This is a genomic window from Allobosea sp. 10L422 (genome assembly GCF_056395345.1).
The window spans coordinates 116,954-142,061 of record NZ_JBFTJI010000004.1 but is presented as its reverse complement, the minus strand read 5'-3'; the positions used below and the strand labels follow the sequence as shown (position 1 = coordinate 142,061).

24 protein-coding genes are annotated in these 25,108 nt (G+C 66.8%); 14 read left to right on the top strand and 10 right to left on the bottom strand.

Going from position 1 to position 25,108, the window contains the following annotated elements; all coding sequences use genetic code 11:
- The first annotated feature begins 164 nt into the window (after window positions 1–164).
- Window positions 165–665 carry a Holliday junction resolvase RuvX gene (ruvX, locus tag AC1DEZ_RS10715; RefSeq protein ID WP_441511315.1) on the top strand — a complete coding sequence of 167 codons (501 nt, stop codon included), beginning with the start codon at window positions 165–167 and terminating at the stop codon, window positions 663–665.
- Between the two features lie 38 nt (window positions 666–703).
- On the opposite strand, the gene AC1DEZ_RS10710 is transcribed toward ruvX, so the two are convergent.
- Window positions 704–1,081 (bottom strand): hypothetical protein, encoded by a 378-nt coding sequence (locus AC1DEZ_RS10710; RefSeq protein ID WP_441511314.1) that lies wholly within the window; start codon window positions 1,079–1,081, stop codon window positions 704–706.
- A 136-nt stretch (window positions 1,082–1,217) separates the two neighbouring features.
- The gene (locus AC1DEZ_RS10705) at window positions 1,218–1,625 is read right to left on the bottom strand and encodes a hypothetical protein (RefSeq protein ID WP_441511313.1); all 408 of its coding nucleotides are present in this window, start codon (window positions 1,623–1,625) and stop codon (window positions 1,218–1,220) included.
- A 222-nt stretch (window positions 1,626–1,847) separates the two neighbouring features.
- Here AC1DEZ_RS10705 and AC1DEZ_RS10700 point away from each other — a divergent pair, with 222 nt between their 5' ends.
- Together AC1DEZ_RS10700 and AC1DEZ_RS10695 are read left to right on the top strand one after the other, a co-directional pair.
- Complete coding sequence (locus AC1DEZ_RS10700) at window positions 1,848–2,762, top strand: AEC family transporter (protein ID WP_441511312.1); 915 nt, start codon at window positions 1,848–1,850, stop codon at window positions 2,760–2,762.
- A 99-nt stretch (window positions 2,763–2,861) separates the two neighbouring features.
- Window positions 2,862–3,131, top strand: coding sequence for a hypothetical protein (locus AC1DEZ_RS10695; RefSeq protein WP_441511311.1), 270 nt, complete (start codon window positions 2,862–2,864; stop codon window positions 3,129–3,131).
- A gap of 27 nt (window positions 3,132–3,158) precedes the next feature.
- Here the strand turns inward: AC1DEZ_RS10695 and dprA are convergent, their stop codons facing one another.
- The 4 genes from dprA to AC1DEZ_RS10675 are packed head-to-tail and all read right to left on the bottom strand — an operon-like array spanning window position 3,159 to window position 7,312.
- Window positions 3,159–4,388, bottom strand: a complete 1,230-nt coding sequence (gene dprA / locus AC1DEZ_RS10690; RefSeq protein WP_441511310.1) for a DNA-processing protein DprA — start codon at window positions 4,386–4,388, stop codon at window positions 3,159–3,161.
- 5 nt (window positions 4,389–4,393) lie between these two features.
- Entirely contained in the window at window positions 4,394–5,017 is a 624-nt protein-coding gene (plsY, locus tag AC1DEZ_RS10685; protein ID WP_441511309.1) for a glycerol-3-phosphate 1-O-acyltransferase PlsY, read from the bottom strand.
- A 31-nt stretch (window positions 5,018–5,048) separates the two neighbouring features.
- On the bottom strand, window positions 5,049–6,350 hold the full coding sequence (gene pyrC, locus AC1DEZ_RS10680; protein WP_441511308.1) for a dihydroorotase: 1,302 nt from the start codon (window positions 6,348–6,350) through the stop codon (window positions 5,049–5,051).
- Window positions 6,351–6,367: 17 nt separating this feature from the next.
- Window positions 6,368–7,312 (bottom strand): aspartate carbamoyltransferase catalytic subunit, encoded by a 945-nt coding sequence (locus AC1DEZ_RS10675; protein WP_441511307.1) that lies wholly within the window; start codon window positions 7,310–7,312, stop codon window positions 6,368–6,370.
- Window positions 7,313–7,450: 138 nt separating this feature from the next.
- Here AC1DEZ_RS10675 and AC1DEZ_RS10670 point away from each other — a divergent pair, with 138 nt between their 5' ends.
- Window positions 7,451–8,575, top strand: coding sequence for a serine hydrolase domain-containing protein (locus AC1DEZ_RS10670; protein WP_441511306.1), 1,125 nt, complete (start codon window positions 7,451–7,453; stop codon window positions 8,573–8,575).
- 256 nt (window positions 8,576–8,831) lie between these two features.
- Here the strand turns inward: AC1DEZ_RS10670 and panB are convergent, their stop codons facing one another.
- Window positions 8,832–9,650 carry a 3-methyl-2-oxobutanoate hydroxymethyltransferase gene (gene panB / locus AC1DEZ_RS10665; protein WP_441511305.1) on the bottom strand — a complete coding sequence of 273 codons (819 nt, stop codon included), beginning with the start codon at window positions 9,648–9,650 and terminating at the stop codon, window positions 8,832–8,834.
- Window positions 9,651–9,858: 208 nt separating this feature from the next.
- Between panB and topA the strand changes: the two genes are divergently transcribed.
- Together topA and AC1DEZ_RS10655 are read left to right on the top strand one after the other, a co-directional pair.
- A complete protein-coding gene (topA, locus tag AC1DEZ_RS10660) occupies window positions 9,859–12,537 on the top strand; it encodes a type I DNA topoisomerase (RefSeq protein WP_441511304.1) in 2,679 nt (892 codons plus the stop codon).
- Between the two features lie 137 nt (window positions 12,538–12,674).
- Window positions 12,675–13,145: an aminoacyl-tRNA deacylase gene (locus AC1DEZ_RS10655; protein ID WP_441511303.1), complete on the top strand. Its 471-nt coding sequence runs from the start codon at window positions 12,675–12,677 to the stop codon at window positions 13,143–13,145.
- Between the two features lie 213 nt (window positions 13,146–13,358).
- Here the strand turns inward: AC1DEZ_RS10655 and AC1DEZ_RS10650 are convergent, their stop codons facing one another.
- Window positions 13,359–14,450 (bottom strand): DUF2778 domain-containing protein, encoded by a 1,092-nt coding sequence (locus tag AC1DEZ_RS10650; RefSeq protein ID WP_441511302.1) that lies wholly within the window; start codon window positions 14,448–14,450, stop codon window positions 13,359–13,361.
- Between the two features lie 139 nt (window positions 14,451–14,589).
- On the bottom strand, window positions 14,590–14,787 hold the full coding sequence (locus tag AC1DEZ_RS10645) for a hypothetical protein (protein WP_476779688.1): 198 nt from the start codon (window positions 14,785–14,787) through the stop codon (window positions 14,590–14,592).
- A 121-nt stretch (window positions 14,788–14,908) separates the two neighbouring features.
- Between AC1DEZ_RS10645 and AC1DEZ_RS10640 the strand changes: the two genes are divergently transcribed.
- A complete protein-coding gene (locus AC1DEZ_RS10640) occupies window positions 14,909–16,168 on the top strand; it encodes an MFS transporter (RefSeq protein ID WP_441511301.1) in 1,260 nt (419 codons plus the stop codon).
- 101 nt (window positions 16,169–16,269) lie between these two features.
- Here the strand turns inward: AC1DEZ_RS10640 and AC1DEZ_RS10635 are convergent, their stop codons facing one another.
- Window positions 16,270–18,594 carry a bifunctional salicylyl-CoA 5-hydroxylase/oxidoreductase gene (locus tag AC1DEZ_RS10635; protein ID WP_441511300.1) on the bottom strand — a complete coding sequence of 775 codons (2,325 nt, stop codon included), beginning with the start codon at window positions 18,592–18,594 and terminating at the stop codon, window positions 16,270–16,272.
- A 236-nt stretch (window positions 18,595–18,830) separates the two neighbouring features.
- Between AC1DEZ_RS10635 and AC1DEZ_RS10630 the strand changes: the two genes are divergently transcribed.
- The 7 genes from AC1DEZ_RS10630 to AC1DEZ_RS10600 all read left to right on the top strand — a co-directional run bounded on the left by AC1DEZ_RS10630 (window position 18,831) and on the right by AC1DEZ_RS10600 (window position 25,046).
- The gene (locus AC1DEZ_RS10630) at window positions 18,831–19,586 is read left to right on the top strand and encodes an SDR family NAD(P)-dependent oxidoreductase (RefSeq protein ID WP_441511299.1); all 756 of its coding nucleotides are present in this window, start codon (window positions 18,831–18,833) and stop codon (window positions 19,584–19,586) included.
- 1 nt (window position 19,587) lies between these two features.
- Window positions 19,588–20,136 (top strand): MarR family winged helix-turn-helix transcriptional regulator, encoded by a 549-nt coding sequence (locus AC1DEZ_RS10625; RefSeq protein WP_441511298.1) that lies wholly within the window; start codon window positions 19,588–19,590, stop codon window positions 20,134–20,136.
- Window positions 20,136–20,969, top strand: a complete 834-nt coding sequence (locus AC1DEZ_RS10620) for an enoyl-CoA hydratase family protein (RefSeq protein WP_476779687.1) — start codon at window positions 20,136–20,138, stop codon at window positions 20,967–20,969. Before AC1DEZ_RS10625 ends, AC1DEZ_RS10620 begins: the two co-directional genes overlap by 1 nt.
- Window position 20,970: 1 nt before the next feature.
- Window positions 20,971–22,215, top strand: a complete 1,245-nt coding sequence (locus AC1DEZ_RS10615) for an acyl-CoA dehydrogenase family protein (RefSeq protein ID WP_441511296.1) — start codon at window positions 20,971–20,973, stop codon at window positions 22,213–22,215.
- Complete coding sequence (locus tag AC1DEZ_RS10610) at window positions 22,181–23,821, top strand: benzoate-CoA ligase family protein (protein ID WP_476779686.1); 1,641 nt, start codon at window positions 22,181–22,183, stop codon at window positions 23,819–23,821. The genes AC1DEZ_RS10615 and AC1DEZ_RS10610 overlap by 35 nt, the downstream gene beginning before the upstream one ends.
- 47 nt (window positions 23,822–23,868) lie before the next feature.
- Entirely contained in the window at window positions 23,869–24,276 is a 408-nt protein-coding gene (locus AC1DEZ_RS10605) for a RidA family protein (protein WP_441511294.1), read from the top strand.
- Between the two features lie 137 nt (window positions 24,277–24,413).
- Complete coding sequence (locus tag AC1DEZ_RS10600; RefSeq protein WP_441511293.1) at window positions 24,414–25,046, top strand: EF-hand domain-containing protein; 633 nt, start codon at window positions 24,414–24,416, stop codon at window positions 25,044–25,046.
- The last annotated feature ends 62 nt before the right edge of the window (window positions 25,047–25,108 follow it).

Here is a 25,108-nt window from a genome sequence, read left to right as displayed (position 1 = left end):
AATCCTCCAATAGCGGCAGAGCCGCTCCGAGCGCGCCGATATAGCCCGATCATCGCAGATAGGCGATGGCATCGACGCTACAGCTGCCGGGAAACCGGCATTCGCGGGGACCATCGGTAAAGGTATCGCTCGCGAGATGGGGCTGCGCGTGATACCGCCACGCCATGACCAGCGCCGTCGTCCCGCTCGAAGCCTTCCTCGACCTGCCGGCGCATGCGCGCCTGCTCGGCCTCGATCTCGGCACCAAGACGATCGGGCTCGCGCTGTCGGATCTGGAGCGGCAGATCGCGACGCCGCTTGAGACGATCCAGCGGGTGAAGTTCGGGCTCGACGCCGCGGCGCTGCTGAAGATCGCGGGGAAGCATCAGGTGGCCGGGCTGGTCATTGGCCTGCCGCTCAACATGGACGGCACGGAGGGGCCGCGCGTGCAGTCCACCCGCGCCTTCGTGCGCAACCTCGCCCCCCTGACCGACCTGCCGATCGTGTTCTGGGACGAGCGAATGTCCACGATGGCCGTAACACGCACCTTGCTCGATGCCGACGCGTCGCGCGCCAAGCGCGCAGCGGTCGTCGACAAGATGGCCGCCGCCTACATCCTGCAGGGTGCGCTCGACAGGCTGGGCCGGCTCGCGCCGCTGGAAGGCGAGCAAGACGCGTTCGACTGAAGGAAGCGCCTCAAATATGAGGCGCTTTTCCGAGAAGCTCAGTTGAACAGAAGCCCGCGCTTGAACGCCTTCTTCTGTGCTTCGCGCTCGTTCTTGATGGCGCGCTTCCGCTCTTCCATCGTCATGCCCGCCATCGGGTCCTGCTGGCGACGCCCGCCATCGTAGCCGGGACGACGATCGTCGCGCCGGTCGCCCCGCGCATCGTCGCGACCGTAACCGCGCCGATCGTCGCGCCAATCCCTGCGGTCATCGTTGCGTCCGTAGCCGCGACTCTCATAGCCGTCGCCGGGGCGACGCTCATAGGAACGATCGTAGTTGGGGCCGGCGTAATACTGCGCTGAGGCGGGCTGAACGCTGCCCCAGCCGGCCATCGCCAATCCCAGCCCGGCGATCAGAACATCTCGAAGGGGAGCCATTTCGGTGATACCTCAATCGTCCAAACATCAGTGACGCCATCTTCTGGCGTCAAATCGCGAAGATTTCCCTGACAAACCCACAAAAATAGGCCCGCGCAGATTGCGCGGGCCTTGCAAGGCGCTTCAAGCCGCGACCTTAGCGATGATCGCGGAAATCATACGGAGCATAATAGCCGCCATAGGGCGCATAGTAGCGCTGCGGATAGGCATAGACCGGCGGCGGCGGAGGCGCGTAGTACTCATCGTAGTACGGCGCCGCGTAGGCGCGGTTGTTCGCCGCGACGGCCGCCGCGCCGAGGATGCCGAGGCCGACGGCCCCGGCGATCGCTGCGCCGCGCGAGGGGCCGCGCCAGCCGCGGTAATACCCGCCGCGATAACCGCCACGATAACCGCGATAGTATTGCGTATAGCCGGCCTGCGCCTTGTCGAGCCGGGTTGCATCGAACAGACGCTGCTCCTGCGCCATGGCAGGAACCGCGAAGCTGCCCACCGCCACACCTGCGGCAGTCAACGCGATGGCGAATGTCTTGCTCAGAGAGATCATGACGGCATCTCCTTCGTCGGGACCGTCCCGAACCATGACGGCAGGTTCGCTCGATCCGGTTGAATGCGACCTGAACCAATCGCGGCGGCATTGCGGCAGAGACACAACGGGTCTCCATCAACGCCCTTGCCGGCGGCGGGCCGCCATGGAACAGGCTGGTCGATACTCGCCGCATCAACTGCCGGCGAGAACCGTTGTTCCTGCCCATCTTGCCGGTCTGCCATGCTCGACAGCCTGATCGCCGTTTTCCTCGTCATCGCGACCGGGTGGGTCCTGAAAGCCCGAAACCTCGTTTCGCCCTCGCATTGGCTCGGCGTCGAGCGCCTGACCTACCAGGTGCTGTTTCCGGCCGTCGTCATCCACACGCTCGCCATGGCCGATCTGCGTGGCGTACCGGTCGTTGCCATGGGGGCGAGCCTCGTCCTCGCCATTCTCAGCGTCGCAGCATGTCTCCTGCTGACCCGGCCTCTCCTGGCGCAAGCAGGCATCGACGGGCCTGCCTTCACCTCGATCTTCCAGGGCTCGGTCCGCTGGAACACCTTCGTCGCGCTGGCGCTGGCAGCCGGACTGCAAGGCCGCAACGGCGCGACCCTGATGGCGATCGCGGTCGCCGCGATGATCCCCCTGCTCAACGTCATGTGCGTCCTCATCCTCGCGCGCTTCGCCAACGGCAAGCCGATGAGCGTCGGCGCCACCGTGCGCTCGATCCTGTATAACCCCTTCATCTGGTCATCCGCCGTGGGCCTTGCCTTCAACCAGGCCCAGTGGATGCTGCCTTCGGCCTTCACCGGCTATCTCGACGTATTGGGGCGGGCTTCCCTCGGCATCGGCCTGCTGGTCGTGGGCTCCGCGCTCGATCTGAACCGGCTCGCGCGCCCTCGCCTCGCCCATTGGGTCGCCGTTGGATTGAAACTCGTGGTGATGCCAGCTGCGGCCTGGCTCTATGCCGGTTGGTTCGGCGTCACCGGCCCGGCCCTGACCATGACGATCGTCGCCGGCGCCGTTCCGACCGCCACGGCCGCCTATTTCCTCGCCCGCGACCTTGGCGGCGACGCACCGCTGATGGCGGAGATCACAACGCTTCAGACCCTGCTGGCGCTCGCGACGCTCCCCGTCGCCGTGCTCCTCCTACGATGAGCGACCTGAGCTTGAAATTTTTACGAGAATACAATTTATAGGTGCATATCCGAAGGAGACGCCTCCGGACGCGTTCCGCGCCTGCCAGACGAGGTATCCATGCGCATGAAGCCAAAAGCGCGTAAGCTGGTTCAGGCGCAGAAGCTGGTTCCGTCCGAACCCGACGGCGATGAGCGGGACGGCGACACTCCCGACCGGCCGATGACCGCGCTGGAGGCGGCGGCGTTCATCGAGAGCATGGCCGCCGAGTTGCGGACCATGGCGCGCGCAACGAAGCTGGAGATCCTGTCCTATTTCCTGGAGATGACCCGTATCGAGGCATCGGCCGAAGTCGAGCGCCAGGCCAAATCGAACGGCAAGGCCCAGTAGGCCTCGGCCTTCCGAGCAAGGAGAAGATCAGAAGCGCGCCCGCGACAAAGCTCCACCGGGGTGACGGCGCACTTGCCCTTCGAGTTCCAGCTCGGCCAAAATCCGGCTGATCTCGCGCGCGGCATGACCGCTCGCACGGACAAGGTCATCGGGCGCGATCGGCGTCGGTCCGAGCAGGTCCAGCACGAGGCGACCAAGGCCCGGCGGCAAGACGGCCCCCCCGACCTCCTCGGTCGATGGCGGAGGATCGAAATCCCCCTGATGTCGCACGAAGCCCGGTGCCGGTGCCACCTCCGGCAGATCGAGCTCGTCCCACATCGCCTCGCTCGCCGGCTCGCCGGGCGCCTCCCGCAGCGCCGAGTGATCGAGCCAGGAGGCCGGGTCCTGCCGACGCAACGGCGCGAGCGCCTCGATGACATGCGCAGCCTCGGCGCAAAGCATCGCACCCTCCCGGATCAGGTGATTGCCGCCTTCGGCGCGAGGGTCGAGCGGCGAGCCGGGCACGGCGAAGACCAGCCGCCCCTGCTCGTTGGCGAAGCGCGCCGTGATCAGCGAACCGGAGCGGCGCGCCGCCTCGACCACCACGGTGCCCAGCGAAAGGCCGGAGACGAGTCGATTGCGCCGAGGAAAGTCGCGGGCCCTGGCGACCCAGCCGAGCGGCATCTCGCTGATGACGGCGCCCCGCTCGGCGATGCGCTCCGCCAGGGAGATGTTCTGCGGCGGATAGATCTCGTCGAGCCCGCCGGCGAGCACCGCGACGGTCCCGGTTTCGAGGCTTGCCTGATGGGCGGCCGTATCGATGCCGCGCGCCAGCCCGGAGACGACGGCGAATTCGGCCTCACCGAGCTCGCGCGCCAGCCGGCCGGTGAATTTCATCCCCGCCGCGGAGGCATTGCGGGAACCGACCAGAGCAACCGCCGGCTTCTGGAGAATCTGCACCTGTCCGAGCACCGCGATCAGCGGCGGCGCCGAATCGATCGCCTGCAGCGGCACCGGGTACTCCGCTTCGCCGAGCGCGATCAGGCGTCCGCCGAGACGCCGCAAGCCTTCCAGCTCGCGTTCCGCTTCCGCAGGCTGGCAGATGCGGATCGGACGGCCAGCTCGTCGGGCGAGCTCCGGCAGGGCCTCAAGCGCAGCACCAACTCCGCCGAAGCGGTTCATCAGGGAACGGAAGGTCCGCGGGCCGACGCTCTCGCTGCGGATCAGCCTCAACCAATCGAGACGCTGGCGATCGGAGAGGACGATGCCAGCCGCCATATCGCTCAGCCCTTCTGGCCGATCTTGCCTTCGCTCCCGGAGAGCAGCCGGGCGATATTGGTTCGGTGCATGATCCAGAGCAGCACCGTCAGGATAGCCATGACGATGGCAGCCTGGTGCATGCCCGCCCAGAACCAGAGCAGCAGCGGCGTCAGCAGGCTGGCCACCAGCGCCGAAAGCGAAGAGTAGCGCGAGAGATAGGCGACGCTCAGCCAGATCGCGGCGAAAACAAGCGCGATCGAAGCCTTCACGCCGATCAGCACGCCGAGATAGGTCGCGACGCCCTTGCCGCCCTTGAAGCCGACCCAGACCGGAAAGAGATGGCCGAGGAAGGCGCCGATGCCCGCGGCCAGCGCCGCCTCCGGCCCGCCGAGCAGGCGCGAGCCGACGATGACCGCCACCGTGCCCTTCAGCATGTCGCCTACGAGGGTGGCGGCCGCGAGCTTCTTGTTGCCGGTGCGCAGGACGTTGGTCGCGCCGATATTGCCGGAGCCGATGCTGCGCAGATCGGGCCCACCCGCGAGCTTCGTCAGGATGATGCCGAAGGGGATGGAGCCGAAGAGATAGCCGACGACGAGCGCGATCAGCGTTGCCGAGCCGGAGAGGCTCCAGTTCAGAACATCGGTCATGCCGCCCTATTCCCCACAGTCCGCGCGCAGCCTAGCCCGGCTCGACCTCATACACCACCCGCCCGGCAACGATCGTCGCCGCGACGATGCCTTCCAGCCGCGCCTCATCGAAGGGCGAGTTCTTGGCGCGCGATTTGAGCTTACGCTTGTCGACGACGAAGGGCGCTTCCGGATCGAACAGGACGAGGTCTGCCGGCGCGCCGGGAGCAAGACGCCCCGAGGGCAGGCCGAGCAAGGCCGCCGGCCGCGCCGACAGCGCGGCGAGAAGCTGGGGCAAACCGATCTGGCCAGCCTGCACAAGGCGTTGCGCGGCCGACAGCAAGGTCTCGATGCCGAGGGCGCCGTCCGCAGCCTCGGCGAAGGGCTGGCGCTTCGTCTCGACATCCTGCGGATCATGGTCGGAGACCACGACGTCGATCACTCCGTCGGCGAGCGCTGCGACCAAGGCGAGGCGGTCGTCCTCGTGACGCAGCGGCGGCGAGACCTTGCAGAAGGTCCGGTAGTCGCCGACGTCGTTCTCGTTGAGGGTGAGGTTGTTGATCGAGACGCCGCAGGTGATGCGGGCACCGTCCTGCTTGGCGCGGCGAACGAGTTCAGCCGATTCGGCGCAGGAGATCATCGCGGCGTGATAGCGGGCGCCGGTGGCGCGGGCGAGGCGGATGTCACGTTCCAGCATCACCGTCTCGGCCTCGAGCGGGATGCCGGGCAGGCCCTTGCGGCTGGCGAACTCGCCCTCGTTCATCACGCCCGAGCCCCGTAGTTCAGGGTCCTCGACATGGTTCATGATCAGCGCGTCGAAATTGCGGGCGTAGATCATGGCGCGGCGCATCACCTGCGGGTTGCGCAAGGCCCAGGCGCCGTCGCCGAACGCGACCGCTCCTGCCTCCAGAAGCAGGCCGAATTCGGTGATCTCCCTGCCTTCCAGCCCCTTGGTCAGGGCGGCGCAGGGCAGCACGTTGACGATCGCCTTGTCGCGTGCGCGGCGCTTCAGAAAATCGATGATCGCGGGATCGTCGATCGGCGGGTCGGTGTCCGGCCGGCAGACGATGGTGGTGACGCCACCGGCGGCGGCCGCCTGCGAACCGGAACCCAGCGTCTCACGGAATTCGGCGCCTGGCTCACCGAGAAAGGCGCGCAGGTCGATCAGGCCCGGCGTCAGCACCTGCCCGCCGGCGTCGATGCGGCGCACGTCGTCGCCCGTCGCAGGAGCCGCTCCCCATTCGACCGAGGCGATATCGCCCCCCCGCAACAAGACGGAGCCCTTGCCCTCGCGCCCGGACACCGGGTCGACGAGGCGTGCGTTGACGATCGCGATATCCTGCGTTTCAGCCATGTTCGGTCCCGCCACGCTCAGATATTCGGCAGATGCTGGGCGAGCGCATCGAGCACCGCCATGCGGACTGCGACACCCATCTCGACCTGCTCGCGGATCAGCGACTGCGCGCCATCAGCCACTTCCGAGGAGATCTCGACGCCGCGGTTCATCGGGCCGGGATGCATCACCAGCGCATCGGGCTGGGCGCGCTCGAGCTTCTCGCGGTCGAGGCCGTAATAGCGGAAATATTCCTTGGAGGACGGCACGAAGGCGCCGTGCATCCGTTCGAGCTGAAGGCGCAGCATCATTACGATATCAGCGCCTTCGAGGCCCTTGTTCATGTCGGTATAGAGCTCGACGCCCATGCGCTCGATGCCCGGCGGCATCAGCGTCGAAGGTGCGACGAGGCGAACTTTCGCGCCGAGGGCATTCAGCAGAATAATGTTGGAGCGGGCGACGCGCGAATGCAGGATGTCGCCGCAGATCGCCACGGTCAACCCCTGGATGCGGCCCTTGTTGCGGCGGATCGTCAGCGCGTCGAGCAGTGCCTGCGTCGGGTGCTCATGCGCGCCGTCGCCGGCATTGACGACCGAGCAGTCGACCTTGCGGGCGAGCAGGTTGACCGCACCGGCCGCGTGATGGCGGACGACGATGATGTCCGGCCGCATSGCGTTSAGCGTCGCGGCSGTGTCGATSAGCGTCTCGCCCTTCTTCACCGAGGACGAAGCGACCGACATATTCATCACATCGGCGCCGAGCCGCTTTCCCGCGAGCTCGAAGGAGGCCTGCGTCCGCGTCGAGGGCTCGAAGAACAGGTTGATCTGGGTGCGGCCGCGCAAGGTAGCCGCCTTCTTCTCGACCTGCCGCGAGAGGGCGACATAGGCCTCGGCCCGGTCCAATAGCCCTTCGATGTCGAGATGGGACAACCCCTCGATGCCGAGCAGGTGACGATGCGGATAGAGCGGGGCTGGCGATGTCATTTGAAGCAGGCTGTTTAGGCGCGACTCGCCCACGGCGCAAGCCGCTCGCGGGCGTGATGGCGCCATGTCCTGTGGGCCGTGGAGCTTTCGGCAAAACGGCGCTACCTCTCGCCCCCCACGCCTGAGAGGACGCAAGCCGTGCCCAGCCCGACCGACATCTTCGTGCCCGCTCCCCACAGCGCCGGCTGGGAAACCATCGCACCGGCCGAGGCCGGCTTCGATGCCGGGCGGCTTTCAGCCACGATCGCTTTCGCACAGGAGAACGAAAGCCCCTGGCCGCGCAGCCTCTACTATCCGGACGGCAGCTATGTCGGAAACGTCGAGTGGAACGAGAGAGGTCCGTGGACCGAGATCGTCGGCCCGGTGCGCGAGCGCGGCGGCCCGGCCGGTCTCATCCTGAAAGGCGGCCGCATCGTTGCCGAATGGGGCGACACCGCCCGCACCGACATGACCTTCTCGATCGCCAAGAGCTATCTGTCGGTACTCGCCGGCATCGCCTTCGACGACGGGCTGATTGGAGATGTCGAGGAGCCAGTCTGCAAAAGTGTCGACGATCCGATCTTCGCCGGCCCGCATAACGGCAAGATCACCTGGCGGCACCTGCTGCAGCAGTCGAGCGAATGGCAGGGCGAGCTTTTCGGCAAGTCCGATCAGGTCGACCACAACCGCCAGATCGGCCCCGGCGCAGACAACAGCCGCAAGGGCCAGCGCCGCGAGCTCAACGCGCCCGGCAGCTTCTACGAATATAACGATGTGCGGGTGAACGTGCTCGGCTACGCCCTGCTCCAGCGCTTCCGCCGGCCGCTGCCGCAGGTGCTGCGCGAGCGGATCATGGACCCGATCGGCGCCTCGCAGGACTGGCAATGGCAGGGCTACAGCAGCTCCTTCGTCGAGATCGACGGGCGCGAGGTTCAATCCGTACCCGGCGGCGGCCATTGGGGCGGCGGCCTGTTCATCGGCGCACGCGACCACGCCCGCTTCGGCCTGCTGATCGGCCGTAAGGGCGAGTGGAACGGCCGGCAGCTCGTTTCGCGCGAGTGGATCGCGCGCTCGCTCTCACCCTCCCCGACTCTCGCGAACTACGGCTATCTCTGGTGGCTGGCGGCGCGGCCAGGTCTGCCCCCGTCGTCCTTCTCCGCGCTCGGCGCCGGGAGCAACGTGATCTGGGTCGAGCCGGAGCGCGACATCGTCGCCGTGCTGCGCTGGATCGCGGGAGCGGCGACCGAGGGCTTCATCGACCGGCTACTGGCGGCGCAGGCCTAACGACGGCGGCTTCAGACCGGAACCACCTCCGTCATTCCGGGGCAAGCCGAAGGCTTGGGCCCGGAAGCCTTAAATACGACCTTGCTCCAGCTCGTCATGCTCGCCCTTGTGGCGAGCATCCACGCCTTGAACACCGCATGGTATCGATGAAGACGTGGATGGTCGGGACAAGCCCGACCATGACGGCAAGTGTCGTGTTCGTGGGTTCCGGGCTCTTCGCTGCGCGAAGCCCCTGAATGACGGCGTGATTTCGAACTTAGTCCTTCACCGCATAGACATGCTCGGGCCCTGGGAAGCTCCGGACTCGAACCTCTGCCGCATAATCCGCCACGGCCTTGTCGACGCCCTCCGCGAGATTGCCGAAGAGCTTGACAAATTTGGGCACGCGGCCGGTCAGGCCGAGCATGTCGTCGAGCACGAGCACCTGGCCATCGCAAGCGGCCGAGGCGCCGATGCCGATGGTCGGGATCGCGATCCTGGCCGTGATATCGGCCGCGAGCGGCTCAGCAATCGCTTCCAAGACGACGGCAAAGGCACCGGCTTCGGCCACCGATGCGGCATCGGCAGTGATCGCGGGCCATTCCTCGCGGCTGCGCCCCTGCGCCTTGAAGCCGCCGAGCACGTTCACCGCCTGCGGCGTCAACCCGACATGCGCCATCACCGGAATGCCCCTATCCACCAGGAAGCGAATGGTCGGGGCCATGCGCTGCCCGCCCTCGAGCTTGACGGCGCCGCAGCCGGTCTCCTGCATGATGCGGGCGGCGTTGCGGAAGGCCTGCTCCGGGCTCTCCTCATAGCTGCCGAAGGGCATATCGATGACGACGAGCGCGCGCCGGGAACCGCGCATCACCGCCTGCCCGTGCAGGATCATCATCTCCAGCGTGACCGGCACGGTGCTGTCGAGGCCGTGCACGACCATGCCGAGCGAATCCCCGACCAACAGGAAATCGCAATGACGATCGGCCAACGCCGCCATCGGCGCCGTATAGGCGGTCAGGGACACGATCGGCTCCGCTCCCTTGCGGCTGCGGATGTCCAACGCCGTCTGGCGTCTGATCTGTGCTTGCGAAGACACGCTCGCCTCCCCACTTCGTAGCCCAAGCCGGAGAATGGCCCTAAACCGTCCCGTGCGACACTCAAAGCTCAATCGCCGTTTGACACGGCCCGCCCGCTGAACCACTTTCGCGCACAATTCCGAACCGCAGCGGTCTTGCGGGTCGCGAGACCGTCCGTTACGGCCGGTTCCGCGCTCTGAACAGGGCTGTTATCGAGACAAACAGATCATGAAGCTCCTCGTCGTCGAGTCGCCGGCCAAGGCCAAGACGATCAACAAATATCTGGGCTCCGACTACGAGGTCATCGCCTCGTTCGGGCATATCCGCGACCTGCCGGCCAAGGACGGCTCGGTCGAGCCCGACAACGACTTCTCCATGAAATGGGAGATCGAGGGCCGCGGCGCCAAGCAGGTCGCCGAGATCGCGCGCGCCGTGAAGGGCGCCGAGAAGCTGATCCTCGCCACCGACCCTGATCGCGAGGGCGAGGCGATTTCCTGGCACGTGCTGGAAGCGCTGAACCAGAAGAAGGTGCTGAAGGGCATCCCGGTCGAGCGCGTCACCTTCAACGCCGTCACCAAGGACGCCGTGCAGAAGGCATTGGCGAATCCGCGCGCCATCGACCAGGCGCTGGTCGACGCCTATCTGGCCCGCCGCGCGCTCGACTATCTCGTCGGCTTCACGCTGTCGCCGGTGCTGTGGCGCAAGCTGCCCGGCGCCCGCTCGGCCGGCCGTGTCCAGTCGGTGGCGCTGCGCCTCGTCTGCGACCGCGAACGCGAGATCGAGGCCTTCCGGGCCCGCGAATACTGGTCGCTGGTGGCGACGCTCGCGACGGAATCCGGCCAGACCTTCGAGGCTCGGCTCGTTGGCGCCGACGGCAAGAAGATCGCCCGGCTCGACATCGGCAATGCCGAGGAGGCCAAGGCCTTCAAGGAGGCGCTGGAAACCGCGCTCTTCACCGTCAGCGAGGTCGAGGCCAAGCCGGTCAAGCGCCATCCGCAGCCGCCCTTCCAGACTTCGACGCTGCAGCAGGAGGCCTCGCGCAAGCTCGGCCTCGCCCCGGCGCGGACCATGCAGCTCGCGCAGCGGCTCTATGAAGGCGTCGATATCGGCGGCGAGACGGTCGGCCTCATCACCTATATGCGAACCGACGGCGTCGATATGGACGGCTCGGCCATCGCCGCCGCCCGCAGCGTCATCGGCAAGGAATTCGGTGACCGCTATGTGCCGAGCGTGCCGCGCAAGTACACGGTCAAGGCCAAGAACGCGCAGGAGGCCCACGAGGCCATCCGCCCGACCGATCTCGCCCGGCTGCCGGCCATGGTCGCGCGCCAGCTCGAACCCGAGCAGGCGAAGCTCTACGAGCTGATCTGGAAGCGCACCATCGCCAGCCAGATGGAATCGGCCGAGATGGAGCGCACGACGGTCGACATCGCGGCCAAGGTCGGCGCCCGCAACCTCGACCTGCGCGCCACCGGACAGGTCGTGCTCTTCGACGGCTTCCTGACGCTCTATCAGGAAAGTCGCGACGACGACGAGGACGAGGATTCGAAGAAGCTGCCGGCGATGAAGGCAGGCGACAAGCTGGAGAAGCGCGCCATCGCCGCGGACCAGCACTTCACCGAGCCGCCGCCCCGCTTCTCGGAAGCGAGTCTCGTCAAGCGCATGGAAGAGCTCGGCATCGGCCGGCCCTCGACCTATGCCGCGACCCTCTCGACCTTGCGCGACCGCGAATATGTCCGCATCGAGAAGAAGCGCCTCGTGCCCGAGGACAAGGGCATGCTGGTCACGGCCTTCCTTGAGAGCTTCTTCAAGCGCTATGTCGAGTTCGACTTCACGGCGAACCTCGAGGAAAACCTCGACCGCGTCTCCAACGCCGAGATCGACTGGAAGGCGCTGCTGCGCCAGTTCTGGGAAGAGTTCACCGCCTCCATCGGCGAGACCAAGGATCTGCGTGTCGGCGACGTGCTGGAAGCGCTGAACGGCATTCTCGGCGATTATATCTTCCCGGCCAAGGCTGATGGCACCGATCCGCGCATCTGCCCGAATTGCGGCAACGGCCAGCTCTCGCTGAAGCTCGGCAAGTTCGGCGCTTTCGTCGGCTGCTCGAACTACCCCGAATGCCGGTACACCCGTCCGCTCTCCGTCCCGGCCGCCGAGGGCGAAGCCTCGGCCGAGGGCGGCCAGGGCACGCCCGGCGTGCGCGTGCTGGGCACCGACCCTGTCACCAATCTCGAAGTGACGCTGCGCGATGGCCGCTTCGGCCCCTATATCCAGCTCGGCGAGGGCGAAAAGCCGAAGCGCTCCAGCCTGCCGAAGGGCATGAGCCCGGCCACCGTGACGCTGGAGAAGGCGCTCGCCCTGCTCTCCCTGCCGCGCGAGGTGGCGAAGCACCCCGAATCGGGCGAGCCGATTCTCGTCGGCATCGGCCGCTACGGGCCCTATGTCCAGCACGGCAAGACCTACGCCAATATCGACAAGGACGACGACGTGCTGGAACTCGGCGCCAATCGCGCCATCGACCTGATCGTCGCCAAGGAGAGCGGCGGCGGCAGGCGCGGCGGCGCGGCGGCGACACCCGGCCGCGCGTTGGGCGACCATCCTGCGGGCGGCGGGCTCGAGGTGAAGGCCGGCAAGTACGGCCCCTATGTCGCCTGGGGCAAGATCTTCGCGACCTTGCCCAAGACGATGGCGCCGGAGAGCATCACGCTCGAACAAGCGATCGAGCTCGTCAACGCCAAGGCCGAGACGAAGGGCGGAGCAAAGGTCAAGGCCAAGGCCGCGAGCGCCGCAAAAGCCAAGGCCCCCGCGAAGAAGCCGGCTGCAAAAAAACCAGCTGCCAAGAAGGCGACGGGCGAGAAGGCGGAGAAGGCGCCGGCCAAGAGCAAGGCCAAGGCGGCGAGCGGCTGATCTCGGCCCCTCGCGACCTCCCGGGCAGGGCCTGGCTCGACGCCCCCCGCTCGGCCCTGCTCCGCCGTTGACTTCGTCAGCGATGGGAGGAGGATACCCGCTCTGATGCGTCACCACGCAAGAGAGGGGCGCCGATCATGACCATCGCCAAAAAGCTCCAGAGCTATATCGACGGCAAAGGCATCGCCTACGACACCGTCGCCCATAATCGCACTGCCACCAGCAGCCAGGCTGCGCAGGCGGCCCATATTCCGGGCAGCAAGCTGGCCAAATCGGTCGTCGTCCATCACGAGACCGGCTATGTGCTCGCCGTCGTGCCGAGCACGCACCGGATCGAGCTTTCGCGCTTGCAGGATATGATGGAAAAACGGCTCGGCCTCGCCTCCGAGGATGAGATCGGCTCGCTCTTCTTCGATTGCGATATCGGCGCCGTTCCGCCGGTCGGATCGGCCTATGACGTGCCTGTGATTCTCGACAAGAGCCTCGGCGACGCCAAGGAGGTCTATTTCGAAGGTGGCGACCACCGGACGCTGGTGCATGTCAGCGGTGCCGACTTCCTCAACCTGATGAAGGATGCGCGGGTCGCGAGCTTCAGCCACCCGTCCTAGAGCATTGCGCGAAAAGATGGGCACCGGTTTTCGCAGGAGCGATGCTCTAAACCATTGGAAGCGATCGCGCTCTTCGCATTCTGACGGTGCCGTCAGAATGCGACGCGATCTGGCCGGGTCATCGGCGGCACGGCGTGAGACCAGCGCCTCCGGCATTCGGTGTGGTGAAAACTCAAGATCTGGGCCGGCCGTGGACGCGCCGAGCCGGCATTTTCAGAGGCTCGCCACCACCACGATGCGCCTCACCTCGCCGCGCAGGAAAGCCTGCAGGAAGCGCTCGTAATCCTTGAAGGAAATGCAGCCGTTCGAGTCGCCGCGCGGCCCGAGCAGATAGGTGTGGGCGAGCAGCCCGGCGCGGCCATGGATGGCGCCGCTGCCGCCGACTGGGTTCAGGCGGATGGCGCGCACGCCGTGGAAAAGCGCCTCGCGCTCGGTCAGCGTATAGGTATGCGGCGGGGTCACGCCCTTCATCCGGACATGGGCATAGCGCGCATCGTCCATCATCTCGCCCAGGCCGGAATGGGCCTCGAGCCGCTCGCCATTGGGCATGTAGACCATCTTGGCGTTGATATCGTAGATCGCGGTGCCGGCCTCGGCGGTACGCGGCGGCGTGCCGGTGGAAGGGCTCAGCCGGGCGACGCGGCCACGATCGATGACATCGTCCTGCGGCGCGGCATAGGCGAGCGCCGTGCCTGCCGGCTGCTTCTGCACACCGAAGAGCTTTTCGAAGAAGCTGCGGTTATCTTCCGGCGTCGGCGCGGCAGCCGCCGTGCGGTTGCGGCGTGACGGGGTCGGCTGCGCGACGCGCGGCTGGAGCTGCTGCGGCTGCTGGGGATCGGCCTTCGGAAGCAGATCGAGCGGCCGCGGCACCGGCATCGGCATCGCCTTCTCGGCCAGCGTGACCGGCGGCTGCGGCCGCAAGGGCAAGGCGGGCTCGGTGGCAGGAGCGGCTGCGGCAATCGAGGATGCCGGCGGAACCGGGCCAGCGGGCTGGAAGGCGGACCGGGCCGGAGCGCCCGGTGCGAAGGACGCGGCCTTGCCACCGGACAATGCCGGATCGAGCAGGCCGCCATAGGCCGGGACCGGCTGCGGCGCGGCGCGGCCCGCGGACGCCTTGCGGCCGGCGGCTGGTGAGGTGTCGGCAGTGTCGGGCGCCGGTGCGCCCTGCCCCAGCATCCAGAAGCCGGACATCGCGCCACAGCTCAGCGCGGCGGCGAGGAAGAACCCTTTCAGCAAAGGCCTGCGGCGTCGGCGGGAGCGCACATAGGGTGCACCGCCTTCCCGCACATAGGTCGCATAGGTCATCCGCCGCACTCTCGATACGCTTACGCCACGCCCGGCGGCGGACACGGCTTCGCCGTTCGCGCCCCAGCCGAGAGAGGCGCGATACACGTCGCGTAGTGACCGAGAATGCCGGGAGAACCCAAACTTCGTTCTGCTTCGATTAGGCGCTGTGTTGGTTAATCGCCGGTGAACCGCATCGATAATTTTTGCGGATGAGGAAGCTGCGGATTACGGCAAGCAGCAGCACCGCAAGACGATGCAAAGGCGGCGCGATCAAGGCCTGCCGATGGAGAAACGGAGACGGAGATTTTTCTCTGCCCGCCGCGATTGGCCCATCTTTTTCGGGCAAGGCTGGCATGTCAGCCCATTTCTCCCCACCCGGCGCTCGAATCGGATATGTCGCAAGCATCGCAACCGCAGGGCTTGTCGCCTCGAGAATCTCAGGCCTTCATGGCGGCTGCGCAGGGGGCGGGACCAACGTGACCAAAGCAGCCACCGAGCCGAGGACGAGCTCTGTCGCAGCGCTGGGGGCCATCGTTAGCGGCGCGCTCATCCTTCAGATCGCCGCCACGATCGTGAACACCGTCGTGCCGCTGAAGATGGCGCTGGAGCAGAAGGCGCCGCTGCTGATCGGCCTCGTCGGCTCGGCCTATTCCGTCGGCTTCCTGGCCGGCTGCTTCGTGATCCCCGCCTTCATCCGCCGCGTGGGGCATATCCGCGCCTTCGCCGTCTTCGCGGCCTTGCAGGCGGTCCTGACGTTGAGCTTCTCGGCGACGCCGCTCGACATCTGGGGCATCTCGCGGCTGGGCATGGGCTTCGCCGGCGCCGGCCACGCCATCTGCATCGAGAGCTGGATCAGCGGGCAGGCCAAAGCAGGCCAGCGCGGCCGCATCTTCGGCTTCTACCAGATCCTCAACCGCCTCGCCCTGATCGGCTCGCAGATCGGTGTCGGCTACGTCTCGCTGCAATCGAACAACATCTTCCTGCTCGCCAGCGCCGCCTTCTCGATCGCGCTGATCCCCGTCGGCATGACCAAGGCCAAGGGACCGGAATCGGGCGAGGTCGTCTCGGTTCGCCTCAACACGATCTGGCAATATGCGCCGGCCTCGGTCATCGGCTGCCTGTATGTCGGCCTGATGGGTGGCGCGCTCACCAATGTGGCGCCGGCCTACGGCATCCTGATCGGGCTCGACCAGGCCTGGGCGATCTTGCTCACCGCCGGCATCCAGATCGGCGCGCTCGTGCTGCAATGGCCGCTCGGGCTGCTGGCGGACCGCGTCGAGAGCCGCATCATCATGCTGAGCGCCACGCTTTCGGTGGTGATCTGCTCGCTGGCGCTGGGCGCGGTGTTCTGGTTCGCCCTGCCCCATGCCCGGTTCTGGCTCTTCGGCCTGTTCGCGCTGATTGGCGCCGGCTCGATGCCGATCTACACGGTGGCCGTCGCTCATGCCTATTTCCGGCTCGGGCGCGAACGGGCGCTCGGCCTCTCGGCGCAGCTCCTGTTCCTCTGGGCGACGGGCTCGGCCATCGGCCCGCTGGTCTCGACGGCTTTCATGCAGGCCATCGGACCGAACGGGCTGCTGGCCTATCTCGGGCTGCTCTCGGCGGCGGCCGCCGCCTATCTCGCCTTCCGCCTGCGGCGCAATCCACCTTCGGCCAATCCCTTCGGGGAGCGCCCAGCGACGGCGCCGACCATTCCCGACGTCTCGCCCTCCGGCCGCTCGCAGGGCGGCAAGTAGGACGGCGTTCCAGAGCCTCGGTGAAACGCGGGTCATCCCGGCCGCAGCGAAGCGGAGAGCCGGGATGGCTCGGCATTTTCTGGGGAGAGGCGGAGCGAACGCTACGCCTGGACAGCGTGGCGGCTCGGCTTGGCCTTCAGCTTGAGTTCCTGCAGCTCCTCGCGCTCGCGCGGGGTGTTGCGCATCAGTTGGTCCTTGCCGGGCTGGTACTGCACCGGCTGGGCGACATCGACGCCGTACCAGGCGGCCGCGCGCAGCACGAATGACGGATCGGCGAGGTGTGGGCGCCCAAGCGCGACGAGATCGGCGCGGCCGGCAGCGATGATGGTGTTGACCTGATCGGCCGTGGTGATGTTGCCGACGCACATGGTCGCAACCTCGGCCTCGTTGCGGATGCGGTCGGAGAACGGCGTCTGGAACATGCGGCCGTAGATGGGGCGCGATTCCCTGGCGGTCTGGCCGGTCGAGACGTCGACGAGATCGCAGCCCTCGGCGGCGAAAGCCTCGGCGATCGCGACGGAATCTGCGGCCGAGAGACCGCCTTCCGCCCAGTCGGTCGCCGAGATTCGCACAGACATCGGCTTCTCGCGCGGCCAAGCTTCGCGCAGCGCCCGGAAGACTTCCAGCGGATAACGCAAACGGTTCTCGACCGATCCGCCATATTCGTCCGTGCGCTTGTTGGTCAGCGGCGAAAGAAAGCTCGCCAGCAGATAGCCATGGGCACAGTGCAGTTCCAGCATGTCGAAGCCGATACGCTCGCCGCGCTCGGCAGCGGAAACGAATTCGGCGGTCACCCTGTCCATGTCGACGCGCGTCATCTCGCGCGGCACCTGGCTCTCCGGGTAGTAGGGCAAGGCTGAGGCTGAGACGATCGGCCAGGCGCCCTCAGGCAGCGGGCGGTCCATGCCCTCCCACATCAGCTTGGTCGCGCCTTTCCGCCCGGCATGGCCGAGCTGGAGGCAGATTTTCGCCGCCGAATGGCCGTGAACGAAATCGACGATCCGCTTCCAGGCAGCTTCCTGGGCGTCATTCCAGAGGCCGGTGCAGCCGGGGGTGATGCGGGCATCCGGCGCGACGCAGGTCATCTCGGTGAAGATAAGCCCCGGGCCGCCGATGGCGCGCGAGCCGTAATGCATCAGGTGCCAATCGGTCGGCAGGCCCTCCTCGGCGGAATACTGGCACATCGGCGAGACGGTCATGCGGTTCTCGACCTGCATCTCGCGCAGCTTGAAGGGCTGGAAGGCCGGCGGCACCGGCGAGCCGTCCTTGCGCCGCTTCGCCAGCGGCCCGAGCCCATCGGCGACGAGCGCGTCGACGGCCGCGACCATCTCCGGCGCGCGCAGCGCCAGATTGTCATAGGTAATCGCCTTTGAACGGGTCATCAGGCCGAAAGCGAAGCGCAGCGGCTCGAAATCCCAGAACCGCTTCAACTCCTCGAACCAGGCCAGCGAGACATCGGCAGCGTGCTGGGTCTTCTCGACTTCCTCGCGGCGCTGCGTCTCGAACAGCTTCAGGCCGCCGGCGACATCGAGCTTCGCCTGCCCCATCGCCTTGTGCAGCGCGATGGCGTCTTCCATCGCCAGCTTGGTGCCGGAGCCGATCGAGAAATGCGCCGTTGCCTTGGCGTCGCCGATCAACACGACGTTCTCGACCACCCAGTTGCGACAGCGGATCATCGGGAAATTGCGCCAGAGCGAGCGGTTGGCGATGAGCTTGTGGCCCTGAAGCTCCTCGGCGAAGACACCTTCGAGGAAGGCGGCCGACTGCGCCTCATCCATGGCATCGAGCCCGGCCTTCTCGAAGGTCTCGGGGTCGGTCTCGAGCACCCAGGTCGAGCGCCCSGCCTCGTACTGGTAGCAATGGGCGATGAAGAGGCCGTGCTCGGTTTCCTTGAAGAAGAAGGTGAAGGCGTCGAAGGGGCGGGTCGAGCCCATCCAGGCGAATTTGTTGGGGCGCAGATCGGTTTCCGGCCGAAAGCGCTCGCGCCAGTTCTCGCGCAGGCGGCTGTTGACGCCGTCGGCGGCGACGACGAGGTCGTAATCGCGCCTCAACGCTTCGACATCGGCGATCTCGCTGGCGAAATGCAGGTTGACGCCGAGCTCGCGCGCCCGCGCCTGCACCAGCATCAGCAGAGAGCGGCGCGAGCAGCCGCAGAAGCCGTTGCCGGGCACGCGGTAGCTGTCGCCCTTGAAGTGGATCTCGATGTCGTCCCAATAGGCGAAGTTGTCGCGGATCGCGGCATAGCTCTTCACATCCGCCGTCTTGAAGGTGTCGAGCGTCTGGTCGGAGAAGACCACACCGAAGCCGAAGGTGTCGTCCGCCTGGTTGCGCTCGAAGACGTCGACCGCGATCTCCGGCCAATCCCGCTTCATCAGCAGCGCGAAATAGAGCCCCGCCGGCCCTCCGCCCACAACCGCGATACGCATCGACGCCTCCATCGGGGAACCGGCCGATCCGGTCTGGAAAATATTTTAAGCCTAAAATGATTTTGAACTCAAGGGGCTTCCACCCCCACCGCATCGAAAGCCGGCCATCACGGCCGCCTTTGTGATAAACGTTTGCAGCAGCGCGCAAAATCGATGTCGTGAAGGTAAGCCCCGCCGAGAGGGCTTGCAAATTCGTTGAGACTTAAAATATATTTGTTGCTGGAGGTCGAACGCTCATGGCTCTGCAAGGACGGCACGCGCTGGTGACGGGAGGCGGACGGGGCATCGGCCGCGCCATCGCTGCCGCACTGACGCAAGCGGGAGCGCAGGTCAGCATTCTCGGCCGTGACGAGGCCGCGCTGCGGGACGCTGTCACAGCCGGGGCCGCCGCCGATTTCGCCGCCTGCGACGTGCGCGACGAGGCTTCGGTCTCGGCCGCGCTCGACCGTCTTTCCAGCACACATGCCTTCGATATCGCGATCGCCAATGCCGGGGCGGTCGAGACCGGCCCGTTCATGCGCAGCGACAGCGAGCGCTTCCGCCGCATGGTCGAGATCAACCTGATCGGCACGGTCAACCTGTTCCATGCGGTCCTGCCCGGCATGCTGGAGCGCCATAGCGGCCGGCTGATCGCCATCGCCTCCACGGCAGGGCATCGCGGCTACGCCTATGTCAGCGCCTATGCCGCCGCAAAGCATGCGGTGATCGGCCTCACCAGATCGCTGGCCCTGGAAACCGCCCGCTCCGGCGTCACCGTCAATGCCGTCTGCCCTGCTTACGCCGATACCGACATGGTCGCGAGCGGGCTCGACACCATCGCGGCCAAGACCGGCAAAAGCCGCGAGCAGGCGCTGGCCGAAATGGTCAAGGACAATCCGCAGGGCCGCCTGATCGCGCCTGAAGAGGTCGCGGCCGCCGTACTCTATCTTTGCGGGCCGGGCAGCGATGCCGTCACCGGCCAGTCGCTCCTGATCAATGGCGGGGAGTTCTGAGATGGAGACGCCCTCCTCCGCACTCATGCTCGACCGCGAGACCAAGGCGAGCGAACGCCCCGGCGACCACAAGGACGAGCTGCGCCTGTGGCTGCGGATGCTGACCTGCTCGACCCTGATCGAGACGGAAATCCGCAACCGGCTGCGCGAGGAGTTCAAGACGACGCTGCCGCGCTTTGACCTGATGGCCCAGTTGGACAAGAGCGTGGTGGGGATGACCGTCGGCGAAGTCTCGCAGCGACTGATGGTCTCGAACGGCAACGTTACCGCCGTCGTCGCCGGCCTCGTCACGGACGGGCTCGTCGACAAGCGCGCGGCGCCGCAGGACCGGCGGGTGCAGATCCTCACCTTGACGGCGCAAGGGCGCAAGGCCTTCCGCGCCATGGCCGAGCGGCACGAAAGCTGGATCGCCGAGCTTTTCGCGGGGCTCGACCAGCCCGAGATCGGGCAGCTCTTCCGGCTGCTCGGAGAGACCAAGACCTCACTGCATCGCGCCATCGCCAGACGGGCGAAGGACGCAGCCGACGAGCCCGCGAAGGGAGACGCCTGATGACGATCGCCAACGCCACCACGCTGCCGCTGGCGGGCTTCACGCCCGAGCATTTCGCGTTTTCCGTCGCCGGCAAAGTCGCGACGGTGACGCTGAACCGGCCTGAGAAAAAGAATCCACTGACCTTCGCAAGCTACCGCGAACTCACGGATTTCTTCCTCGCCGCGCAGAAGGATGAAGGCGTCAAGGCGATCGTCGTGACCGGCGCCGGCGGCAATTTCTCCTCGGGCGGCGACGTCTTCGAGATCATCGGCCCGCTGGTCGCAATGGAGACCAAGGACCTGCTGAAGTTCACCCGGATGACGGGCGAGCTGGTCAAGGCAATGCGGGCCTGCCCGCAGCCGATCGTCGCGGCGATCGATGGCGTCTGCGCCGGGGCCGGCGCGATCGTGGCCATGGCTTCGGATCTCCGGCTCGGCACGGCCGGCAGCAAGATCGCCTTCCTGTTCAACCGCGTCGGCCTTGCCGGCTGCGACATGGGGGCCTGCGCGATGCTGCCGCGCATCATCGGCCAAGGCCGCGCCGCCGAGCTGCTCTACACCGGGCGAGTGCTCAAGGGGGAGGAAGCCGAGCGCTGGGGCTTCCTCAACCGGCTCTGCGCGCCGGACGCCGTGCTGGCCGATGCGCAAGAGCTCGCTACCGAGCTGGCTGATGGCCCGACCTTCGCCAACGCCATGACCAAGCGCATGCTCGAAATGGAATGGGCGATGTCGGTCGAGAGCGCGATCGAGGCCGAGGCCGTGGCGCAGGCTTTGTGCATGCAGACCGAGGATTTCGCCCGCTCCTATCACGCCTTCGCCGCGAAACAGAAGCCGGTGTTCGAGGGCAACTGACATGAGCGGCGCTCCTCGTCTCGGCCTCGACATCCTCGGCGACACGCTGGACTGGCCGTTCTTCGAGGAGCGTCACCGGACCTTCGCCGCCGAGCTTTCCGGGTGGGCCGATTCCTATCTCGCCGATCTGCCGCATGACGATGTCGACGAAGCCTGCCGGGCGCGCGTCGCGGCCTTGGGTGCGGCGGGCTTTCTGAAAGCCGTGGTGCCGGCCGCCTATGGTGGGCTTTCCGACAAGCTCGATGTCCGCACGCTCTGCCTTGCCCGCGAGATCCTGGCTGCTCATGACGGGCTCGCCGATTTCGCCTTCGCCATGCAGGGGCTCGGCACGGGCTCGATAAGCATCGCAGGCTCCGAGGCGATGAAGCAGCGCATCCTGCCGGATGTCGCGGCCGGCAAGCGCATCGCCGCCTTTGCTCTCTCCGAGAAGGAGGCCGGCTCGGATGTCGCCGCTATGGCGACGACCGCGGCGTCGGACGGCAATACCCATGTCCGCATCGACGGCGAGAAGAGCTGGATCTCCAACGGCGGCATCGCCGACCATTACGTCGTCTTCGCCCGCACGGGCGAGGCGCCCGGAGCGCGCGGGCTTTCCGCCTTCCTGGTCGAGGCCGACACGCCCGGCCTCACCATCGCGGAACGCATCGAGGTGATCGCGCCGCATCCGCTGGCGACGCTCCGCTTCGAGGGCTGCCGCGTGCCGCTCGAGAACCGCATCGGCGGGCCCGGCGACGGCTTCAAGGTCGCGATGGCGACGCTCGACATCTTCCGCTCGACGGTCGGTGCCGCCGCGCTCGGCTTCGCAAGACGCGCGCTGCACGAGACGCTGGCCCATGCCAATGGCCGCAAGCTCTTCGGCGGCACGCTCGGCGACCTCCAGCTCTCGCAGGCGGCGATCGCCGAGAGCGCAGCCGAGGTCGATGCCGCCGCCCTTCTCGTCTATCGCGCCGCCTGGACCAAAGACCAGGGCGCGGCCCGCGTCACCCGCGAAGCGGCGCTGGCGAAACTCGTCGCGACCGAGAACGCCCAGAGCGTGATCGACCGGGCCGTCCAGATCCATGGCGGACTCGGCGTCACCAAGGGCGTCAAGGTGGAGGAACTCTACAGGGAGATCAGGGCGCTGCGCATCTACGAGGGTGCCAGCGAGGTCCAGAAGGTCGTGATCGCGCGCGACCTCTTGAAAGCACATGCCGAAAAGGCAGGGGAACGAGATGACAGCAACCGGATTCGCGAGATCGGGGCATAAGGACAGCTTCGCGCGGGACAATCTGCCGCCGCGCGAAAGCTGGCCCGATCTGACACTGGAAGAGGCAGGGCTGAGCTACCCGGAGCGGCTGAACTGCGTCACCGAATTGCTCGACAAGCACATCGCGGAAGGCCGCGGTGGCCGCACAGCCGTGGTGGCGGCTGATCTGCACTGGAGCTATGCGGACCTCGCCGCGACGGTGAACCGCATCGCCAATGTGCTGACCCGCGATCTCGGCATGGTCAGCGGCAACCGCGTGCTGCTGCGCGCCGGCAATACGCCGATGATGGTCGCCGCCTATCTCGCCGTGATCAAAGCCGGGGGCGTCGCCGTCGCGACCATGCCGATGCTGCGGGCCGGCGAGCTCGCGTATCCCCTGCGCAAGGCGAAGATTGCGCTGGCGCTCTGCGACCACCGCCTCCCAGCCGAACTGGAAGCCGCGAAAGCGCAGGCGCCGGAGCTTGCCCGCATCGTCGCCTTCGGCTCGTCCGACAGCGAGCTCGAAGTCCTCATGGCGCGACCGGGCTACGAATATTTCGAGGCCGCCGACACCGCCCGCGACGATGTCTGCCTGATCGCCTTCACCTCCGGCACGACCGGCGAGCCGAAAGGCACGATGCATTTCCACCAGGACATGCTGGCGATCTGTGATGCCTATGGCGCGCGGGTGCTGAAGGCCTCTCCCGACGATCGCTTCACCGGCTCGCCGCCGCTCGCCTTCACCTTCGGGCTCGGCGGGCTTGTGCTCTTCCCGATGCGGATCGGCGCCGCGATGGTCCTGCCCGAGAAAGCTGGCCCGGCCGACCTGATCGACGCCATCGAGCGCTACAAGGTCAGTGTCGTCTTCACGGCCCCAACCGCCTATCGCGCCATCCTCGACAAGCTCGAGGGGCGCGATATTTCCTCGCTGCGCATCTGCGTCTCGGCCGGCGAGGCGCTCCCGAAGGCAACCTTCGACGCGTGGCAGGCGCGCACGGGGCTCGCGCTGCTCGACGGCATCGGGGCAACCGAGATGCTGCACATCTTCATCGGCGCCCCGCGCGACAAGATCCGGCCGGGCTCGACCGGCATTCCGGTGCCCGGCTACGAGGCGAAGATCGTCGACGCGGAAGGCCGCGAGGTGCCGGACGGGACACCGGGACGCCTCGCAGTACGCGGACCGACGGGCTGCCGCTATCTCGCCGACCCGAGGCAGGCGGTCTATGTGCTGAACGGCTGGAACATCACCGGCGACACCTATCTGCGCGATGCGGACGGCTATTTCTGGTACCAGGCCCGCTCCGACGACATGATCATCTCCGCCGGCTACAACATCGCCGGGCCGGAGGTGGAAGCCTGCCTGCTGACGCATGAGGCGGTGGCCGAATGCGGCGTGGTCGGCGCGCCCTGCCCCGAGCGCGGCCAGATCGTGAAGGCCTATGTGGTGCTGCGCGAGGGCGTCAAAGGCGACGAGGCCCTGGTCAAGACCTTGCAGGAGCATGTGAAGGCCAGTATCGCGCCCTACAAATATCCGCGCGCCATCGAATTCGTCGACGCCCTGCCGAAGACGGCGACCGGCAAGCTGCAACGCTTCGCCCTGCGCCAGATCGCGCGCGGCGAGACCTGACCCCTTCTCAAACCAGAGCCGAACGGCCGAAATCGAGGCGACAACCCATGTCCGAACTTCCGCAATCCCGCGCCATCCTGCCGGAAGGCTGGCCGCAGCCGCGCGGCTATGCCAACGGCATGGTCGCTGAGGGCCGCGTGCTGGTGACCGGCGGCCTCGTCGGTTGGAACCCGGAGGGCGTCTTCGCGCAAGGCTTCGTCGGTCAGCTCCGCCAGACCTTCCTCAATATCAAGGCGGTGGTCGAGGCCGGCGGCGCGCGCGTCGAGGACATCGTGCGCCTCACCTGGTACGTCACCGATGTCGCGACCTATCGCAGCAGCCTCAAGGAGATAGGGCCGGTCTATCGCGAAGTTTTCGGCCGGCACTTTCCGGCGATGGCGGTGGTCGCGGTGACGGCGCTGGTGGAGCCGGAGGCGCTGCTGGAGATCGAGGCGACGGCGGTCGTCGCACGCTGAGCCCGGCAGCGCGAGCAGCCGCATTCAATGGCTCGTGAAAATACCGGCACGCGGCACCGTTTATTAGGTGTTCACCAAGATTCCGGGCGGAGACTGCCGGGGCGTCGCAGGTCGCGACGTTCTTCCGGAGTATCTCCATGTCCAGTGTCAGCGGTGTGGGCGGTGGTTTCCGACCACACCATAAACCTCCCAGCTTCGACCAGATCGACAGCAACAGCGACGGCGGCATCAGCCTCGACGAATTCGAGAGCGCCGCTCCAAAGGGCGCCGACAGCGCCAAGAGCGAAGAGCTCTTCAAGAAGATCGACGCGGACGGCGACGGCTCGATCAGCAAAGCCGAGTCGGATGCGTTCAAGGAGAAGGCCAAGAAGGCCGACAGCCTGCTGCAGTCCTTTCTGTTCTCCCTCCAGGCCGACGGGTCTCAGAACGCCCAGGCAGCCTCGACCAGCGACGGCGTTTCGGCGTTCGGTCAGATCGACAGCGACGCCAATGGTGGGATCAGCAAGGACGAGTTCAGCGCGGCCTTCAAGGACGGTCGCCTGAACAGCGACCAATTGAACAAGCTCTTCAGCTCGCTCGACCAGAACGGCGACGGCTCGGTCTCGCAGGATGAGGTGAAGACCTTCCAGTCCTCGCTGCAACAGTCCGGCGAGAGGCATCGTCACCGGCCGCCGCCCGAAGCCTTCCAGAACGCTTCGCAGGCCTATGGCAGCTCCTCGCAGCTCTCGTCGCAGGCGACCACCGAAACGAACTACGCCAAGGCAGCGTGAGTTCTGCCAATCGGGTGCCGCGTCGTGGCAACCGCAACACTTTCGACGCCGACGGCAGAAGC